The sequence below is a fragment of the Flavobacterium sp. AK-345 genome (assembly GCF_058310175.1).
Genome location: NZ_JBZEER010000010.1, coordinates 175651 through 196318, shown reverse-complemented (window position 1 = coordinate 196318; position 20668 = coordinate 175651). Strand labels below are relative to the sequence as shown.

13 protein-coding genes are annotated in these 20668 nt (G+C 33.4%); 9 read left to right on the top strand and 4 right to left on the bottom strand.

All coding sequences use genetic code 11. The features are described from left to right. Positions 1-80: 80 nt before the first annotated feature. The 7 genes from AC4FQ3_RS17730 (at position 81) to AC4FQ3_RS17700 (ending at position 13177) form a co-directional block, all read left to right on the top strand. The gene (locus tag AC4FQ3_RS17730; protein ID WP_491182716.1) at positions 81-1865 is read left to right on the top strand and encodes a chloride channel protein; all 1785 of its coding nucleotides are present in this window, start codon (positions 81-83) and stop codon (positions 1863-1865) included. A 63-nt stretch (positions 1866-1928) separates the two neighbouring features. Beyond that, entirely contained in the window at positions 1929-2882 is a 954-nt protein-coding gene (locus AC4FQ3_RS17725) for a Fic family protein (RefSeq protein ID WP_491182715.1), read from the top strand. A gap of 100 nt (positions 2883-2982) precedes the next feature. Further along, complete coding sequence (uvrA, locus tag AC4FQ3_RS17720; protein ID WP_491182714.1) at positions 2983-5817, top strand: excinuclease ABC subunit UvrA; 2835 nt, start codon at positions 2983-2985, stop codon at positions 5815-5817. Positions 5818-6243: 426 nt separating this feature from the next. Beyond that, positions 6244-6603 carry a cupin domain-containing protein gene (locus AC4FQ3_RS17715; RefSeq protein WP_318803741.1) on the top strand — a complete coding sequence of 120 codons (360 nt, stop codon included), beginning with the start codon at positions 6244-6246 and terminating at the stop codon, positions 6601-6603. Positions 6604-6818: 215 nt separating this feature from the next. Beyond that, positions 6819-7547: an LOG family protein gene (locus AC4FQ3_RS17710; protein WP_042564981.1), complete on the top strand. Its 729-nt coding sequence runs from the start codon at positions 6819-6821 to the stop codon at positions 7545-7547. 279 nt (positions 7548-7826) lie between these two features. Beyond that, complete coding sequence (locus AC4FQ3_RS17705) at positions 7827-10577, top strand: gluzincin family metallopeptidase (RefSeq protein ID WP_491182713.1); 2751 nt, start codon at positions 7827-7829, stop codon at positions 10575-10577. 188 nt (positions 10578-10765) lie between these two features. Then, positions 10766-13177, top strand: a complete 2412-nt coding sequence (locus AC4FQ3_RS17700) for an alpha-ketoacid dehydrogenase subunit alpha/beta (protein ID WP_491182712.1) — start codon at positions 10766-10768, stop codon at positions 13175-13177. A gap of 175 nt (positions 13178-13352) precedes the next feature. Here the strand turns inward: AC4FQ3_RS17700 and kdsB are convergent, their stop codons facing one another. The 3 genes from kdsB to AC4FQ3_RS17685 form a co-directional block, all read right to left on the bottom strand. Next, positions 13353-14087 carry a 3-deoxy-manno-octulosonate cytidylyltransferase gene (kdsB, locus tag AC4FQ3_RS17695; protein ID WP_491182711.1) on the bottom strand — a complete coding sequence of 245 codons (735 nt, stop codon included), beginning with the start codon at positions 14085-14087 and terminating at the stop codon, positions 13353-13355. Positions 14088-14209: 122 nt separating this feature from the next. After that, positions 14210-15040 (bottom strand): 4,5-DOPA-extradiol-dioxygenase, encoded by an 831-nt coding sequence (gene ygiD, locus AC4FQ3_RS17690; protein WP_491182710.1) that lies wholly within the window; start codon positions 15038-15040, stop codon positions 14210-14212. An 87-nt stretch (positions 15041-15127) separates the two neighbouring features. Next, entirely contained in the window at positions 15128-16537 is a 1410-nt protein-coding gene (locus AC4FQ3_RS17685; protein ID WP_115846447.1) for an AAA family ATPase, read from the bottom strand. Positions 16538-16870: 333 nt separating this feature from the next. Here AC4FQ3_RS17685 and AC4FQ3_RS17680 point away from each other — a divergent pair, with 333 nt between their 5' ends. Then, positions 16871-17692, top strand: a complete 822-nt coding sequence (locus tag AC4FQ3_RS17680; protein ID WP_491182709.1) for a DUF3822 family protein — start codon at positions 16871-16873, stop codon at positions 17690-17692. Then, positions 17689-18294, top strand: coding sequence for an RsmD family RNA methyltransferase (locus AC4FQ3_RS17675; protein ID WP_042564988.1), 606 nt, complete (start codon positions 17689-17691; stop codon positions 18292-18294). The genes AC4FQ3_RS17680 and AC4FQ3_RS17675 overlap by 4 nt, the downstream gene beginning before the upstream one ends. Positions 18295-18479: 185 nt before the next feature. On the opposite strand, the gene AC4FQ3_RS17670 is transcribed toward AC4FQ3_RS17675, so the two are convergent. Further along, entirely contained in the window at positions 18480-20594 is a 2115-nt protein-coding gene (locus AC4FQ3_RS17670; RefSeq protein WP_491182708.1) for a TonB-dependent receptor domain-containing protein, read from the bottom strand. Between the last annotated feature and the right edge of the window lie 74 nt (positions 20595-20668).

Sequence of the window (20668 nt, the reverse complement as noted above, 5' to 3'; positions counted from 1 at the left end):
TGAAAAAATAAACGGAAATAATTTACATTTTCGAATTCTATGCCCTAAATTTGTAGTTTACCTAACTTTTTAAACAAATAATGTTAAGAAAACTTTTTCGCAGACTAGAGAGCATTATTGCTTTAGCTCAATCTATATTGACCCCAAAGCAATTTATTTTTTTATCAAGTGTATTAGTTGGTATTTCCTGCTCATTGGCTGTAATTGTTTTAAAAACATTTGCACACAGTGTTTTCTCTTTTGCGACATACATAAACGGAATTCTTAAATTAAATTTCATTAATGGTATTTTACCCATAATTGGTATTTTACTAACTGTATTTGTTGTAAAAAAAGTTTTGAACGGCACGATTCAAAAAGGTACTTCACAAATTTTGTATGCTGTCGCAAAAAAGGCAAGTATTATTCCTAAAAAGCAAATGTATGCCCAAATCATTACGAGTTCCTTAACTGTAGGTTTGGGAGGTTCTGCCGGATTAGAAAGTCCAATTGTAATAACCGGAGCTGCTTTTGGATCAAACTATGCTCAAGGCTACAAACTATCTTATAGAGACAGAACTTTACTTATTGGCTGCGGAGTTGCCGCAGGAATTTCAGCCGCTTTTAATGCTCCTATCGCCGGAGTTCTTTTTGCTATCGAAGTTTTATTGGTAGATGTTAGTATTTCTGCCTTTACCCCTATTATGATTTCGGCTGCGACCGGAGCTTTGGTTTCTGCAATTTTATTAGACGAAAGCATTTTATTATCTTTCAAAAAACAAGAAACTTTTAATTATCATAACATTCCTTTTTATGTTCTTTTAGGTGTTTTAACCGGTTTTGTTGCGGTTTATTATGCCCGAAATTTTCAGAGAGTCGAGCATTATTTTTCCAATTTAAAAATGGGGCCGTACAGAAAAGCCTTAATAGGTTCTTCGTTATTGGCTTTGCTTATTTTTATTTTTCCAACCCTTTTTGGTGAAGGTTATGAAAGTATCAAAACCCTATCAGAAAGTGACCCGGGACAATTATTAGACAATACCTTGTTTGCTGATTTTAGAAACAACCAATGGGTTTTACTTCTTTTTGTGGGATGCACGATGATGGTAAAAGTATTTGCTTCCGGATTAACACTTGGAAGTGGCGGAAATGGAGGAAACTTTGCCCCTTCATTATTTATGGGATCGTATTTGGGTTATTTCTTTTCCAAATTTATCACTTTGATTGGTTTATCAAAACTGCCTATTAGTAATTTTACGATGGTTGGAATGGCCGGTATTTTGAGCGGATTGTTTCATGCACCACTTACAGCAATTTTCTTAATTGCCGAAATTACCGGTGGTTATGGCTTAATGATTCCGCTTATGATTGTTTCTTCTATAAGTTTTGCGATTTCAAAACGCTTTGAAAAATATTCGCTTGACGTAAAAAACCTGGCAAAAAAAGGACATGCTTTTACGAGCAATAAAGATTCTAATATTCTTTCGACTTTAGATATTGACACTATTATACAATCCGATTATTTAACGGTTTCTCCGGATGAACATCTAACGAAATTAGTCGATCTTATTTCGCATTCTAATCAGGTTGTTTTTGCCGTTGTCACGAAAGAAAACGAACTTGTTGGTGTCGTTCATTTTAATGATATACGCGAAATTATTTTTAATCCGTATCGTGTCAAATATACTTTGATTAAGGATGTAATGAAAACGCCTCCGGCAGTTATTTCCTCTTTTGATAGTATGGAAGTGGTTATGACTAAATTTGAAAGATCAAAATCGGCCTTTATACCTGTCTTACGCGACGGAAAATATTTTGGTTTTATTTCTAAATCTATTGCCCTCGAAGCTTACCGAACTAAGTTGCGTTCTATGACAATTGAATAAGCTTAATATCGGATAAGTTAAAAATTTTAGTTATCCGATATTAAGACATATCTTTGCGGGATTATGTGGAATATAGACGTAACATACAGAGAAGAATTTCAATCAACTTTTGATAGATTGTACCAAAAAAGGCTTGATTTGCAAAACAGCAGACCATTGCCAAATATCGCTTTGCATAAAATTCGTGAAAGTTTATCTCTGGAATGGACATACAATTCGAATAGTATTGAAGGAAACACCATGAGTTTGCGCGAAACCCAAATGGTTATTCAGGAAGGAATAACCATAAAAGGAAAATCTTTGCGAGAGCATTTCGAAACCCACAATCACGACAAAGCCATTGATTATCTATACTCAATTGTTGATGATAATTACAAGCTTCGAAGTATTGACATTCTTTCTATTCATGGATTAGTCCTTCGTTCTATTGAAGATGATTTTGCAGGACGTTTACGTAATGGTGGTGTTCGAATTTCAGGTGCTAATTTTATGCCTCCAAATGCCAATAAAGTTTCAGATTATCTGGATGAACTAATTGATTTTATCAATACAAATCCGTTGGGTTTAAACGATATTGAGCTCGCAACAATTTACCATCATAAATTAGTCTGGATTCATCCTTTCTTTGATGGAAATGGCAGAACCGTTCGTTTAAGTATGAATTTATTGTTGATGCGTTGTGGTTTTCCACCGGCAATTATCCTCAAAAATGATAGAAAAAAATATTACGAAGCGCTTAATCAGGCCAATAACGGCAATTATCAAAAACTAACCCTTTTGATGTGTCAAGCTTTAGAGAGAACTTTAAATATTTACTTAAGTGCTATGCCGGGAAGCAGTTACGATTATCAACCGATAATTAATATTGTGAGCGAACGAGAAACTCCGTATGGTCAGGAATATATTAGTTTACTTGCCCGAACAGGAAAAATAGACGCTTATAAAGAAGGCCGAAACTGGTATACAACCAAAGAAGCCATAGACGAATATATGCTTACACGAAAAAGAAAACGCTAATTTAGGTTAGCGTTTTTTGTTACTAATTGTAACATAAAGTTTTGTTTTGGAGTACTAAAAGAACAAATCAAAGTGGTAACTTTGCGTTTTGCTCAAAATTATGTTAGAAAAAGACAATACTATTGAAGTTCTTGGTGCAAGAGTTCATAATCTAAAAAATATAGACATTTCTATTCCGCGTGAAAAACTGGTTGTTATTACCGGTCTTTCAGGTTCGGGAAAATCATCTTTGGCGTTTGATACTATTTATGCCGAAGGACAGCGTCGTTATGTTGAAACGTTTTCGGCTTATGCCAGACAGTTTCTTGGCGGCTTGGAGCGTCCTGATGTTGACAAAATCGACGGACTTTCGCCGGTAATTGCCATTGAACAAAAAACAACAAGTAAAAGTCCGCGTTCAACCGTTGGAACTATTACTGAAATATACGATTTCCTAAGACTTTTATACGCTCGTGGAGCCGATGCTTACAGTTACAACACAGGCGAAAAAATGGTTTCTTATTCTGATGATCAGATTAAGGATTTGATTATGCAGGATTTCAACGGAAAACGTATCAATATTTTGGCTCCGATTATTAGAGCCAGAAAAGGACATTATGCTGAATTATTCCAGCAAATTACCAAACAGGGATTTTTGAAAGTTCGCGTAAATGGCGAAGTTCAGGATTTGGTTTCAGGGATGAAACTGGATCGTTACAAAACCCATGATATAGAAATTGTTGTTGACCGAATGTTGATCGAAAATACCGAAGACAATCAAAAAAGATTAGCCGAAAGTATTAACACAGCGATGCATCACGGTGAAAATGTTTTGATGATTTTAGATCAGGATACAAATGAAGTTCGTTATTTCAGTAGAAATTTAATGTGTCCAACAACCGGAATATCCTATCAAAATCCCGAACCAAATTTATTTTCGTTTAACTCTCCAAAAGGAGCTTGTCCGCATTGTAACGGACTAGGAACTGTTCATGAAATCAACATCAAAAAGATTATTCCAAATCCTAAATTATCAATAAAAAGCGGTGGTTTTGCTCCGCTTGGCGAATATAAATCGTCCTGGATTTTTAAGCAATTGGAAGTTATTGGAGAAAAATTTGGGTTTAAAATAACCGATCCGATTGAAAAAATTCCGGAAGAAGCCATGAATATGATTCTTCACGGCGGAAAGGACAAATTCACCGTAAACTCAAAAGACCTAGGTGTCACAAGAGATTATAAAATAGATTTTGAAGGAATTTCGCATTTTATCAAAAATCAATATGATGAAAGCCCTTCGACAACTATAAAACGTTGGGCAAAAGACTTTATGGACGAAGTAAATTGTCCGGTTTGCGAAGGTTCACGTTTAAAAAAAGAAGCACAATTTTTTAGAGTTAATGGAAAAAATATCACCGAATTATGTGATATGGATATTTCTGATTTAACAGCCTGGTTTCAGGATTTAAATAGTCATTTAACAGACAAACAACTTTTGATTGCATCAGAAGTCGTGAAAGAAATCAAAGATCGTTTGAACTTTTTGATGAATGTTGGTTTAAATTATCTGGCTTTAAGCCGAAGTTCAAAATCACTTTCCGGTGGTGAAGCGCAGCGTATTCGTCTGGCAACACAAATTGGTTCACAGTTAGTTGGTGTTTTGTATATTTTGGATGAGCCAAGTATTGGTTTGCACCAAAGAGACAATGAAAAACTGATTAAATCACTGGAACAATTACGTGATATTGGAAACTCTGTTATTGTTGTTGAACATGATAAAGACATGATCGAAACAGCAGATTATGTTATCGATATTGGTCCGAAAGCAGGAAAATACGGTGGAGAAATCATTAGTATTGGAACGCCTGCAGAAACTTTAAAATCGAACACGATTACCGCTCAATATTTGAATGGTACAATGAAATTAGAGATTCCGAAAGAACGCAGAAAAGGAAACGGAAAGTTTTTAAAACTAACCGGAGCAACCGGAAATAACCTGAAAAATGTTTCTATAGAATTGCCTTTAGGTCAATTGATTTGCGTGACAGGAGTTTCGGGAAGCGGAAAATCGACTTTGATTAACGAAACGCTCTACCCTATTTTGAACGCTTATTATTTTAATGGCGTGAAAAAACCACAGCCTTATAAAAAGATAGAAGGTTTAGAACATATTGACAAAGTAATTGATATAGATCAAAGTCCGATTGGTAGAACGCCACGTTCAAACCCAGCGACTTACACGGAAGTTTTTACCGAAATCAGAAACTTGTTTACCATGACTTCTGAAAGTATGATTCGTGGCTACAAAGCAGGACGTTTTAGTTTTAACGTAAAAGGCGGACGTTGCGAAACCTGCGAAGGTTCTGGAGTAAGAACGATCGAAATGAACTTTTTACCGGACGTTTATGTAGAATGCGAAACATGTCAGGGAAAACGTTTTAACAGAGAAACACTGGAAATTCGATACAAAGGAAAGTCTATTTCGGATGTGTTGAATATGACAGTCGATGAAGCGGTTCCGTTTTTTGAAAATATTCCGAAGATTTACAGAAAAGTAAAAACAATTCAGGATGTTGGTTTAGGATATATTACACTTGGTCAGCAAAGTACAACACTTTCTGGTGGTGAAGCGCAGCGTATAAAACTTGCCGGAGAATTGTCTAAAAAAGATACCGGAAATACATTTTATATTCTGGACGAACCTACAACAGGTTTGCATTTTGAAGACATTCGTGTTTTGATGGATGTTATCAATAAACTAGTCGATAAAGGAAATACAATTTTGGTAATCGAGCATAATATGGACGTTATCAAACTTGCCGATTATATTATTGATATTGGTCCAGAAGGCGGAAAAGGCGGTGGACAATTAATCGCCAAAGGAACTCCGGAAGAAGTTGCCAAAAATAAAAAAAGCTATACAGCTAAGTTTTTGAAAAAGGAATTAGAAGCATAAGATTTGCGGCGATACCTTTGTCAAAGTTTAAAACTTTGACAAAGGTTGAAATCCAATGTTACTCTATGCACTTGTCATCCCAGAGAACGAAGGAAGACAAAAAATGAGATTGTTTTTCGTGGATATTACCGTTTAGTCATAATCAAAGCATCTAAAAGTTCCGTAGGAACTATATATTGGTACCAACGGATTTTAATCCGTTGGTACCAATATAATTATACCACAACCAAGTTCCGCAGGAATGACATATTTTTCTGATTTCATTAATCATTTGATAATGAACAACAACTCCAGTCTACATCTATTTTAAATGTTACATTTAAATTAATAAATCCCCATTTTTGTAACAATTCTTAAAAAAAGCACTAATTTAGTACGCCCTTTTTGTCAAAGCTTATTTGATTTTGAAAGGTTAAGATAAATTCTATGAATCTAAAAGAGAAATTCAGTAACGTAGACCAATATTTTTCACCTAAAATAATTGATGAAGTAAACGATCAATATATCAAAGTGGCTAAAATAAAAGGTCAGGAAGTTCCGTGGCATAATCACGAAAATGAAGATGAATTATTTTACATCGTTGATGGCGAACTTTTAATGGAAATTGAGAATGAACCCTCTTTTACAATGAAAAAAGGCGATTTATTTGTTGTAAAAAAAGGCGTAAATCATAGGGTTTCATCTGTTGACGAATGTTTAATAATGCTGATTGAATCGAAAACTACTGAACATACGGGAAAAGTTAAAAGCAACATTACTAAATCAATTGAGGAACAAACGTATTAATTAAAAGACAATTCTTTTTTTTATAAAACAATGTTTCTATTGAAAACGAGTGCCCTAGCCCTGATGGTCCCGAAGCTTCGGGAGGCATCCTTTTGTGCCGGGGTTCGGCACAAAAGATATAGCGGACAGCAGGAATCAGCTCCTTCCTTCGACTAGATAAAAATAATTAAACGACACAGCTAGAAATAAAAATATAAATAATTAAAATACCTAAAATGAGATTAGAAGATTTTGATAATGATGAGGATAAAGTAATTCAGGACCGTTTGAAACAAAAAACGTGGAATGAAATCAGAACCAATGACAGCTGGGCGATTTTTAAAATCATGGCCGAGTTTGTAAACGGTTACGAAAGCATGGGGCGTATTGGTCCTTGTGTTTCGATTTTTGGATCGGCGAGAACAAAACCAGAGGATAAATACTATTTATTGGCCGAAAAAATTGCTTATAAAATTAGTAAAGCCGGTTATGGCGTAATTACAGGCGGAGGGCCGGGAATTATGGAAGCCGGAAATAAAGGCGCACATTTAGGCGGTGGAACTTCGGTTGGTTTAAACATCGAACTACCTTTTGAACAACACTTTAATCCTTATATTGACCACGACAAAAACCTGAATTTCGATTATTTCTTTGTGAGGAAAGTAATGTTCGTAAAATATTCGCAAGGTTTTGTGGTAATGCCTGGAGGTTTTGGAACTCTTGACGAAATGTTTGAGGCGATAACTTTAATTCAGACAAAGAAAATTGGAAAATTCCCAATTATATTAGTTGGTGTTGAATTCTGGTCTGGTTTGATTGATTGGGTAAAAACAGTTTTGGTTGAAAAAATGCAAACTGTAAGTCCTGATGATTTAAACTTATTTAAAATCGTAGACACTGAAGATGAAGTAGTTGATGTTCTGGATAAATTCTACAAGAAATATGATTTAAGTCCTAATTTCTAATTTTTAAATTATATAGTAACTTAAGTTAACCTAAGTTTAATAAATAGATATAAATTTGCCTGAATGAGCAAATAACGTTAAGTCTTACAAAAAATGAAAGCTGTTTTTTAAAACAGCTTTTTTTATGCTATTTTTACAAAAAACCAAAACAAGTTTATGCACGTAATTTAAGTGATATACTTTAATACCAAGTCATCATTGAAGCCATTTTATAGAAACATTTTAATTATTCTAGTTTTATTCAGCTCGATAAAACAATACGCACAGCATCAATCTAAGATGGAAGTAGCTGTGAATCTTGAGCTTAAAACATTGAATGTAAAACAAGATATCACATTTTATAATACTTCAAATGATACTTTGAGTACGATTGTTTTGAATGACTGGAATAATGCTTTCTCTGATAAAAATACGCCTTTGGCTAAACGTTTTTCGGATGAATTTTACAGAGGTTTTCATTTAGCGAAGGCAGCCGAAAGAGGAAATACTACGATTTTAAATCTTTCTGATTCTAATAATTTGGCTTTTGAATGGGAAAGAACCGATAAAAACCCGGATTTTATTATCGTAAAACTGAAGCAAAAGTTACTTCCCGGCGAAAAAATAGAACTTCACCTTACTTACATTTCTAAAATTCCGAGTGATAAATTTACACATTACGGTTTTGATCAAAATGGCGGAATGAGTTTAAAAAATTGGTTTTTAAATCCTTCCCGTTTTGAGAATCATAGTTTTGTGAAAAACAATAATTTTAATCTTGATGATATTGCAAATGCAAGTACAGATTATGAAATTGAAATAAAAATTCCGAATGAATATTCGATAACGACTGATTTGAATTCGGTTTCAAAAGACAATTCCAACCCTTCTTATACTTCTTATCTTTTTTCGGGATCTAACAGAACTGATTTTAACTTTTTTATTGAAAGACAAAATACTTTTAGAAGTTACACCAATGACTCTTTAGAGATTCTTTCGGATTTAAAAAGTAAAAAAATCAGCGACATTCAAAAAGCAATTATCATCAATAGAGTGGTGACTTTTGCGAGTGAGTTTATTGGGAAATATCCACATCAAAAAATCACAGTTTCTCAGGCAGATTATGATCGAAATCCATTTTATGGACTAAATCAGTTACCATCATTTATTAGTCCGTTTCCGGATGATTTTATCTTCGAAATTACTTTCTTAAAAACATATCTGAATAATTACTTAAAAAATAGTCTCCGACTGGACCCCAGAAAAGACAATTGGGTTTATGACGGAATTCAGATCTATGCCATGATGAAATTTATGGAAGAACAACATCTGGATCAGAAGATGTTAGGAAAACTTTCGGACATGAAGCTTTTTAAAAGTTATAATATTACCAACTTATCTTTTAATGAGCAATACAGCTATTATTATATGCTGATGGCCCGAAAAAATCTCGATCAGCCTCTTGGTGACCCAAAAAATACATTGATAAAATTTAATGAGCAAATTGCCAGTAAATATCGCGCAGGTTTAAGTTTAAGCTATCTGGATGATTATTTAAATAATGGTGTTGTTCCTGAAAGTGTTCAGGAATTTTATAATTTGAATAAAACGAAACAGACAAACCGATATGATTTTGAAGAAATACTACTCAAAAAGAGTCCTAAAAATATCGATTGGTTTTTTAAAACTATAATTGATTCCCGCGACATTATCGACTACAAATTCTCGAATGTTTCGAGAACAAAAGATAGTGTACAATTTTCTATAAAAAACAAAACCGGTATTTATGCTCCAATTCCTGTGTACGGAATTAAGAAAAATGAGGTCGTTTTTAAAGAATGGATTGAACCTAAAAATGAGGATACAACTTATACATTTGGACGAAAAAATGCAGATAAAATTGTAATTAATTATGACAATGAAGTTCCGGAGTACAACCAAAGAAATAACTGGAAATCATTAAAAAGTCTGGTGGTTACAAACCGTCCCATAAAATTTAATTTTGCCAAAGATCTGGAAGATCCGTATTACAATCAGATTTTATACATTCCAACGCTGACTTATAATTTATATGATGGTTTTATGCCGGGAATACGTTTTCACAACAAAACAATACTCGACAAGCCTTTTAATTTTGATATTAATCCAACGTATTCGATTAATACGGAAACTTTAACGGGTTCATCTGCTTTTTCATACAGTCAATATTATAGAAACAGCACACTTTATAATGTACGTTACTCTATCAGTCAGAATTATTTTCATTATGCTCCCGATGCTACTTATTTTAGATTGAATCCGATGGTTCAGTTTAGAATTCGGGAAGAAAATTTCAGGGACAACAGAAAACAATTGATTTTGTTGCGTCAGGTTATTGTAAATCGCGAAGCAAGTACTTATATAACAGACAATTCGAAACCAAACTATTCTATTTTCAATGCCCGATATTCGAACACAAAGACCGAATTAATCAATCATTTTAATTTTATGACTGATGTACAGTTTTCAAGTGATTTTGGAAAATTGGCAGCAGAAGTAGAATACAGAAGATTATTTGATAATAATCGAAAATTAAATTTGAGATTATACGCGGGAAGTTTTGTATACAACACAACCAATTCAGATTATTTTAGTTTTGGTTTGGATCGTCCAACTGATTATTTGTTTGATTATAATTTTTACGGAAGATCAGAAAGCACCGGATTTTTTAGTCAGCAATATGTAATGGCAGAAGGTGGTTTTAAATCGAAAATAGAACCACGATATGCCGATAAATGGATGACAACTTTAAATGCCAGTTACTCAATCTGGAACTGGATTGAAGTTTACGGAGATCTTGGTTTTATGAAAAACACACATGAAAATGAACGTTTTATATATGATAGTGGTATCAGATTAAACTTGGTAACTGATTATTTTGAAGTCTATTTTCCGGTTTACTCGAATAACGGCTGGGAGATTTCTCAGAACAAATACAATGAAAAAATTAGATTTGTGGTTACACTCTCTCCAAAAACTTTAGTCACACTTTTTACCCGAAAATGGTTTTAATTCAATAAATTTTACACAAAAACATAAATTATTGTTATTAGAACCAGAAAAAACTTAAATATTACACAAAAAATATACGTAGTTTTAGCATTTTAATTATAAATAATTAAATTATATTTATTTTAATGAATTATGATTATTGATACTTTTTAATTAATTTTGCTGCGTAACATGACCCATTTGAGATTATGATTAAAGAACACAACAATACTACACTTACTTTCGAAGATTTCAAAACAGAAGTAATGAAAGATTACAGAATTGCGGTTACAAGCCGTGAATGTAGTCTTTTAGGCCGTAAAGAAGTATTGACAGGAAAAGCCAAGTTTGGAATATTTGGTGACGGAAAAGAAGTGCCGCAGCTTGCTATGGCAAAAGCCTTTAAAAACGGAGATTTCCGTTCCGGATACTATCGCGACCAAACTTTTATGATGGCTATTGGCGAATTGACTCCAAAGCAATTTTTCGCAGGTTTATACGGTCACACCGATTTAGAATATGATCCAATGTCTGCCGGAAGGCAAATGGGCGGACACTTTGTAACGCACAGTTTGAACGAAGACGGTTCATGGAAAGATTTAACACAACAAAAAAATTCAAGCGCAGATATATCTCCTACAGCCGGACAAATGCCAAGATTATTGGGATTAGCACAGGCTTCAAAAATTTACAGAAATGTTGATGGTATTACTATTAAAGACAAATTTTCTGTAAACGGAAACGAAGTTGCCTGGGGAACTATCGGTAATGCAAGTACATCTGAAGGCCTGTTTTTTGAAACTATAAATGCTGCCGGAGTTTTACAGGTTCCGATGGTTATGAGTGTATGGGATGATGAATACGGAATTTCTGTTCATGCCAAACATCAAACTACTAAAGAAAATATATCTGAAATTTTAAAAGGATACCAACGCGACGAAGATGCGAAAGGGTATGAAATTTTTAGAGTTAAAGGATGGGATTATGCTGAACTGGTTTCGACTTATGAAAGAGCCGCAGCAGTTGCAAGAGAAGAACATGTTCCGGTTTTAATTCACGTTAATGAATTAACACAACCACAGGGTCACTCAACTTCTGGTTCTCACGAACGTTATAAAAACGGAGAAAGACTGGCTTGGGAAAGAGATTTTGACTGTATTCGCCAAATGCGTTTATGGATGATTGCCATTAATATTGCATCACCTGAAGAATTGACTGAAATTGATTTTGAAATCAAAAAAGAAATTCTTGAGGCTAAAAAAGAAGCGTGGAATTCTTTTATCAGCCCTATTATTGAAGATCAAAAGAATCTTTTGGCTTTACTAGAACAAATTGCAGAAGCAAGTATCAACCATAAAGAAAGAATTCAAAAATATATCTCAGAATTAAGCGCAATAAAATCGCCTTTGAAAAAAGAAATGCTTGCCATTGCAAGAAAGATTTTACGCTTTATTGAAGTTCCAAACAGTAAAGTTCTTTTATCAAACTGGATTACGAACTATATCGGAATAACACAGGGAAGATTCAGTAGTAATTTATATTCTGAATCAGATAAAAATGTATTTTCTGTAGAAAAAGTGCTTCCAAAATATGCAGATGATGCAAAAGCAGATCTGGACGGAAGAATGATTTTACGTGATAACTTTGATGCTTTGTTTACCAAATATCCTGAAACTTTGATTTTTGGTGAAGATGTTGGAAACATTGGAGACGTAAATCAAGGCCTTGAAGGGATGCAGGAAAAATACGGAGAACTTCGTGTTGCCGATGTTGGTATTCGTGAAGCTACTATTATTGGTCAGGGAATTGGAATGGCTTTGAGAGGTTTACGTCCAATTGCCGAAATTCAGTATTTAGATTATTTATTGTATGCCATTCAAATCATGAGTGATGATTTGGCGACATTGCAATACAGAACTGTTGGAAAACAAAAAGCACCATTAATTATCAGAACCCGCGGACACCGTTTAGAAGGTATCTGGCATTCTGGTTCTCCTATGGGGATGATTATTAACGCTATTCGCGGAATTCATGTTTTGGTTCCAAGAAATATGACGCAGGCAGCTGGTTTCTACAACGCGCTTTTAGAGTGTGATGAACCTGCTTTAGTAATTGAGTGCTTAAATGGTTATCGTTTAAAAGAAAAAACGCCTTTAAATTTTGGTGAATTCAAAACACCAATTGGTGTTGTTGAAACATTAAAAGAAGGTTCAGATATTACTTTGGTTTCTTACGGATCTACTTTAAGACTGGTAGAACAGGCTGCAACTGAATTATTAGATTTAGGAATTGATTGCGAAGTAATTGATATTCAGTCTTTACTTCCGTTTGATATTAATAAGGATATTGTAAAAAGTATTGCCAAAACAAATCGCCTTTTAGTAATCGACGAAGATGTTCCTGGTGGAGCTTCAGCTTATATCCTTCAACAAATTCTGGAAGAACAAGACGCTTATAAATATCTTGACAGTAAACCACAAACACTTGCTGCAAAAGCCCACAGACCTGCTTACGGAACTGATGGTGACTATTTCTCAAAACCTTCTGCCGAAGATATTTTCGAGAAAGTATACAGCATGATGAATGAAGCAAATCCTTCTAAATTTCCCGTTTTATACTAGGATTTAATTAGGTTTTCGATATAAAAAAAGCTTATAAACAATTGTTTATAAGCTTTTTTGTTTCTCTATTAGGCTGAGCAAAGTTCGCATGTCAGTAAGACTTATTATTAAAAATCCGTCAAAATCCGCGTCTTCGCTTTAGCGAATCAGCGTCATCCGCGTGCCATCTCGCAATCTATTTAGATGCCAAAATAGCTCTCGCCTTCTCTAAATCCTCAGCCGTATCAATTCCAATACCAACATGGGTTGTCTCAACCATTTTAATACGTTTTCCGAATTCTAAGTAACGAAGCTGCTCTAACTTTTCAGAAGCTTCTAAAGATTTCATAGGTAAACTATAAAAATCTAATAAAGCTTGTTTTCTAAAAGCATAAATACCAATATGCTGAAAATAACGAACTCCAACAGCTGTATCTCTTGGATACGGAATTACCGATCTTGAAAAATACAATGCAAATTGCGATTGATCTACCACCACTTTTACATTATTAGGGTTATTGATTTCGTCTTCATTCGTGATTTCTCGCATTAACGAAGCCAAATCAATTTTATGTTCTTCATCATTTTTAAAAACAGATAAAACCTGTTCCAGAGGTCCGGCTTCTGTAAAAGGTTCATCACCCTGTACATTCACCACAATATCAACATCAAGATTTGCAACGGCTTCTGCAATTCTATCACTTCCAGATTCGTGTTCTTTGATGCTCATAATGGCTTTTCCACCATGAGAAACGATCTCATCATAAATTAAATCTGAATCGGTTACAACAAATACATCATCAAACAAATTTGTAGCTACAGAAGCTTCGTAAGTTCTTAAAATTACCGTTTTACCTCCCAGATCCTGCATTAACTTTGCGGGAAAGCGTGTTGATGCATATCGCGCCGGAATTACAGCTATTATTTTCATTCTACTATTTTTAAATTTATTTTCTTCTTTGTGAATCTCTGTGAAAATCTTCCTGCAACTTTGCGTAACAATTTTACCACAGAGATTCGCAAAGGTTTTCACAGAGATTCACAGAATTTTTTTTACATAATTTTTACTGAGGTCATACTTAACGAACCAGCCAGTAATTTATCATTGAACAAACTTAATTCTTCTGATTTGTCTTTTAAACCTAAAGTATACAACAAAGGTAAATAATGATCAGGTGTTGGAATCGCAACCTGAACGGCTTTACTCATTTTTTCGAAATCTATTAAAGGCTGAAAGTTTCCATCTAATAAATAATTATTCACGGTTTCACGTGCTTCGATTGCCCAATCATAACCATAATTATCTTTATCAAAATTTCTAAAATCTACCAAACGAAGATTATGTACAATATTTCCGCTTCCGATAATTAAAACTCCTTTATGACGTAAAGATTGTAACTTCTGTGCCAACTCAAAATGATATTGCCCCGATTTGGTATAATCAATACTCAACTGAATTACAGGAACATTTGCCTCAGGATACAAATGTTTGATAACGCTCCAGGCACCGTGATCTAAACCCCAGTGTTCGTCTAAATCCACATTTACCGGTTCTAATATTTTTTTAGTTTCTATAGCCAATTCCGGACTTCCTTTTGCGGGATATTGTACATCAAAAAGCGCTTGCGGAAATCCTCCAAAATCATGAATGGTTCTTGGCATTTGCATTGAAGTAACTTTGGTTCCGTTGGTAAACCAATGCGCCGAAACACATAAAATGGCATTTGGCTGCGGTAAGGTTTTTGCCAGATTACGAAAACCCGCCACAAACTGATTTTCTTCAATCGCATTCATCGGACTGCCGTGCCCTAAAAACAAAACCGGCATTTTATCTGTATTCGAAAACGTAGACGAAATCGAATGTAAGTCGTTTAGTGTTGTCATATAGTATTAGATATTCAACACGAATTGCACTAATTTTCACAAATCTTAATCTAAAATAATTCGTGAAAATTAGTGAAATTCGTGTTTTTATTCCTCAAAACTCTCATCTTTAAATCCTATCAAATATAATTTATTTTTGGCGCGCGTCATAGCGGTATAAAGCCATCTGATATAATCGCGATCGATTCCGTTTGGTAAATACGGCTGCTCGATAAAAACCGTATCCCATTGTCCCCCTTGCGATTTATGACACGTTATGGCGTAGGAGAATTTTACCTGCAAACCATTAAAATATTCGTTCTCTTTTACTTTCTGGAATTTCTTGTATTTCGTACTTTCATCTTCATAATCTTTCATCACTTCTTCATACAAACGATTTGATTCTTCGTAGGTTAATGACGGAGATTCACTTTTAATCGTATCCAAAAGCAAAACCGTTTCAAAAGGTTTTTGATCCGGATAATCGACCATTCTGATTTTTACGCGCGCAAAATTAAATCCGTATAATTCCTTGATTCCGAAGAGTTCCAAAACTTCGATAATATCTCCGTTGGCAATAAATCCGGCTTCATCGGTTTCTTTTAGCCAGAAATAATTATTCTTCACTACCATCAAAAAATCACCAACCGAAAGTTCGCTTTCTTTAAATAAAATTCGGGTTCTGATTTGTTCATTATACTGATTGGCTCGTTTATTTGAGCGAACAATAAAAGCAGTATCTTCAATACTATAATTGCTGTACGCGGTATTTATAGCATCCTGAATATCATATCCATCGGTTAAACGAACAATATCTTTGAATTTTTTCACATTGAATTTAAACTCTGTAATAAAACTTTCTTTCAGCAATTCACGCAATTCCGTCGCATTAAATAAAATTCCGGAACTTTCTTCCTGACGCATAACTTCATCAAGTTCTATATGTTCGATTTCTTTATCATAATGAACGCCCAAAGTCTGAATATCAAGCGCCGGACTAATATCTAAATTCACAGGAGGTAACTGCGCAGTATCGCCCAAAAGAATCATTTTGCAATTGGTTCCTGAATAGACATAATTAATCAAATCATCCAAAAGCGAACCGCTGTCTAAAGTACTATCTGAAATCATCGAAGCCTCATCGACAATAAAAATCGTGTTTTTATGCTTGTTGACTTGTTTGGTAAAAGCCACTCCTCCACCCGACGATTTTTTAGGAAAATAAATTTTTTTATGAATCGTAAAAGCCGGCGTATTCGAATAATTGGCAATGACTTTTGCAGCTCGTCCGGTTGGTGCAAGCAAAACAAATTTTTTATTGATATCGCCAAGATTATTTACAATAGTCGAAATCACAGTTGTTTTTCCCGTTCCGGCATATCCTTTCAATACAAAAATGGTATCGTTATGCGTATCGGTTAAGAAAATAGCAATTTTTTGAAAAAAAATATCCTGCTTGTAAGTTGGTGCAAATGGAAATCTTTTTTGTAAAACGCCGTAAAACAATGATGAATTCATAGGGAAAAATTGAAATACAAAGTACGGTTTTTTAAATGGCAAATGCCAATTTCAAAAATCAATAAATTTTTCACCATATAAGTTATATAAGTTCATTTAATTTCTCGCTATGTCTTCTTAAATCTCTTTTTAATGATAAGCTTTACTGCGCAACTCTACTTAATTGAACTTATATAACTTATATGGTGAAAAAAATCTTAACATTGGCTTAAACTGCATATTAAAATGATTTTTGAAATTGCAATTATTATTGTTGCTTTTTAATTTGTAAGTTTGTCTTCGAATTAAATTCTTTCTTGACTCTAAAGCAGGTAACGAATTGTAAATCAAGTTATGTCTTTACAAAATACTAATATTACATCAAAAAAATACAAAAAACTTTCGATTCAGGTATCCCTGACCGGATTTTCATTTTGTTGTTTTGACACACTCAATAATACGATTACATCTTTTAATGAAGTTAGTTTCGATCCTTCACAGAAAATAGCTAAAATAGAAGATTTATATCACGATAATTTTAAAAAATTTGCTGAATTAAAGGATACTTACGACGAAATTATAGTTATTCACAATAACAATCTTTCCACTTTTGTGCCTTCAGCTCTTTTTGACGAACATTATCTGGGAAGTTATTTACAATATACAACCAAAGTTTTTGAAACTGATTTCTTTACATACGATCAAATTTCAAAGTACGAAATGAATTCTGTTTACATCCCGTATGTAAACATCAATAATTTCCTGATTGATCAGGTTGGTTCGTTTGATTACAAACATGCCAATAGTATTTTAATCGAGAAAATTTTAGAAGCGTCAAAAAATAATGATGATAAAAAAATGATTGTCAATTTTAATGTTGGTCATTTTGAAATTATCGTGGTTCAAAATCAAAAGTTATTATTATTTAATTCGTTTGAATATCAAACCCCAACCGATTTTATTTATTATTTGCTTTTTACTGCCGAACAATTGAGTTTAAACCCGGAAAGTTTTCCGCTTGAATTATTGGGAACAATTGAAAAAAATGATGCTTATTACGCCATCGCATACAAATATATTCGTAACGTTTCATTCTTGGATGTAAGCACATTACAAGAAAAAAACAACTTTTCAACTGCTCAGAATCAAAAACATTATATCTTATTTCAATCATGAGAATCATTTCAGGAAAATACAAAGGGCGCCGCATTTTCCCACCAAAAAATCTTCCTGTAAGACCTACGACTGACATGAGTAAAGAAGCATTATTTAATGTTTTAAATAATCATTTTAGTTTTGACGGCTTAAAGATTTTAGATTTATTTTCGGGAACCGGCAATATTAGTTTTGAATTCGCTTCACGCGGAAGTGCACCAATTACGTCTGTTGATGGCGATTTTGGGTGTGTAAAATTCATCAAGCAGGTTTCATCAGAATATGATTTTGATATTGCAGCAACCAAAAGTGATGTCTATAAATTTCTTGAGAACTGCAAAACATCGTATGACATTATTTTTGCCGATCCGCCTTACGGTTTAGATCAGGCTGCTTTTGAAAAAATTGTTTTAACTGTTTTCGAAAGAGATTTGCTTCACGACGACGGAATGATGATTATCGAACATTCTAAATACACCAAAATGGAGCATTTAAGTAATTTCTCTTTTCAGAAAAGTTACGGTGGTTCGTTTTTTAGTTTCTTCGAATTAAATTCTACAGATGATGATGAAGAACTTCCTGATGATTCACCTCTAAAAATAGTAGACGAAGACGAAGGATAATTTCGTTTTACTAAGTTTTTTTACCGCAAAGAACGCAAAGATTTTTATCTAAGAGTACCCTTGAAAAGGGCAAAGTTCGCTAAGCTAAATCAATACAAAGCTTTGCGAACTTAGATTGTGTATACACAACTTAAATCTTAGCGAACTCTGCGAAAAACCTTTGCGTTCTTTGCGGTAAATTAATCCTAATTAACTCTGCTTTGATTTTCGTCGTTGTTTTTCTCTCTAAATTCTGTTTCTTTTACTTTTCCAAAAGAATATTTTATTGCTATTGAAATCAAATGATTATCTACAACATATCGTGCTTTAGAATTAATAGTATTGATCGTGAATTCTTCTGTTTCGATATTATTTTTTAAAATATTATTACAGCTTAAAGTACAATTCCATTTTTTATAGAATGTTTTTGAAACCGCCATATCCATTATAAATCTGGGATTTGTGATAAAAACGCCTGTATATTGTTTCGTTAATCCCCAGAAATTTAAAACTAAAGAATAGTCTTTTGGAAGTTTAAATTCGTTATTTGAAGTATAATAAAAATAAGGTTTTGAAGCCATAAATGCCGCCGAATGATCTTCAATCTTTTCTAAAATAAAAACTAAAGAATTGGTTGTCGTCCAGAATTTGTATGTGAATGGCAACGTAAAATCAGCTGTAAATGCAGAACTTCTATCAAAATTAATGTCCTTAAAAGTCATTATATTATTTTGATCATCGAATGAAAAACTATTGTAAACAGGGTCTTTAGCGTTAGTATAACTCAATTTAACCGATTTATCGTGATATTGAAAAGTGGTCGAAATTTCGTTAATAATTGTTGGTCCCAAATTAATATTTCTGGTATATAAAAAATACGGATTTATATAAGTTGATCCCTGACTTAGAGACGAATAATTAGGTCTTGAAATGCTTCTGGCATAGTTTACAGAAATGCTTTTAACGCTGTCAATTGGAAACGTAAACTGTGCTTTCGGGAAAAAATTAGTGTATTTTTTATCCAATAATGGCAATTCATCTGCTCTGAATTTTCCCTTTACAGTGGAGTTTTCAACCCTAAAACCAAGAGAGAAATCGACTTTTTTAATTTTCCCTGACAATTGCGTGTATCCTGATAAATTTTCTTCTTTAAAATCATAATAGCTTAACTCGTTTTGATTGGTTTCGGTATAAAAAATAGCCACATCAGATTTAGAATTTGCCGATGAATACAATCCTCCCAACTCAAATTTCATGTCATTTTTAAGTTTTTTCTCGATATCAATTCTTCCTGAGAAATAATTAATTTGAAATTTTTGATCTCTGATTTGATCTAATTCAAATTGGGCATCATTAAAATTATTATTTACTTCGGTAAACAATCCCTGATCGAAATTAGAATATTGAAAACCAGTAAAGACCTGTGCATCAATTGATTTTATTTTCTTCTGATAATTTAAAAAGAAGTTTACAAAATTCTTTTTGCTGTCATTATCCGTAAAAGTCACCACGTTATTTACCACCTCTTTATTTTTATTATCGGTTATGGTATTAATGGGAAAAGTATCAGATTGTAACTTACTATTGATGCTAAACGAAAAATAATCGTCTTCATTTATTTTGTAAAACAAGCCGGCTCCAAAAACATATTGATTTCTTTTTGTAGTGGCCGTTACATCATATTTAGAAGCGATTTCTGCCGCTGGAATTTGATAATCAATACTATGACCTTCCCACGGATTTAATCTATTATAATTGAAATTAGCTTTCAACTCCAGTTTATTCTTTTTGAAATTAGAATTAAATCCGAGGTAATTATTAAAGTTTTTTTTGAATGATGCCACTTCAGATATCTCTGTTCTAAAGCTGTCTTTTTTACTAAATTTCCTTGTAATCAAAATTACCGCACGACCTTCTGCTTCGTATTTAGAAGATGGATTCTGAATGATTTCGATAGTTTTAATATCGGCGACAGCCAAAGCATTCAAATCGTTTATCCCAACTTTTTGATTGTCAATATAAATCAACGGATTTCCTTTTCCGACAACTGTAATACTTTCCTGGTCAGAGCTTACCTGAACCGTTGGTAATTTTGCCAATAAATCGACTGCATTAGGAATTGAATTGTAAATAGAATTAGCAACATCTACTTTTATATTTCCGTTTTGATTGGAAAATGTTTTTTTATTTTGAGTAATAATAACTTCATTTAATTTATTGGAAATACTATCTTTTGGCATCTCATTTTGTGCATTTGCAGCTATAGAAAGCAAAATAAATAATAAGATCAGAAAAAGTTTTAAAGGCAAATAAAGATTCATTTTTAGAAAGATTTTGGTTTGATTTGATGCAAAAGTGGTTCTAAAAAAAGGTTGCGAAAGTTAATTGAAGGTTA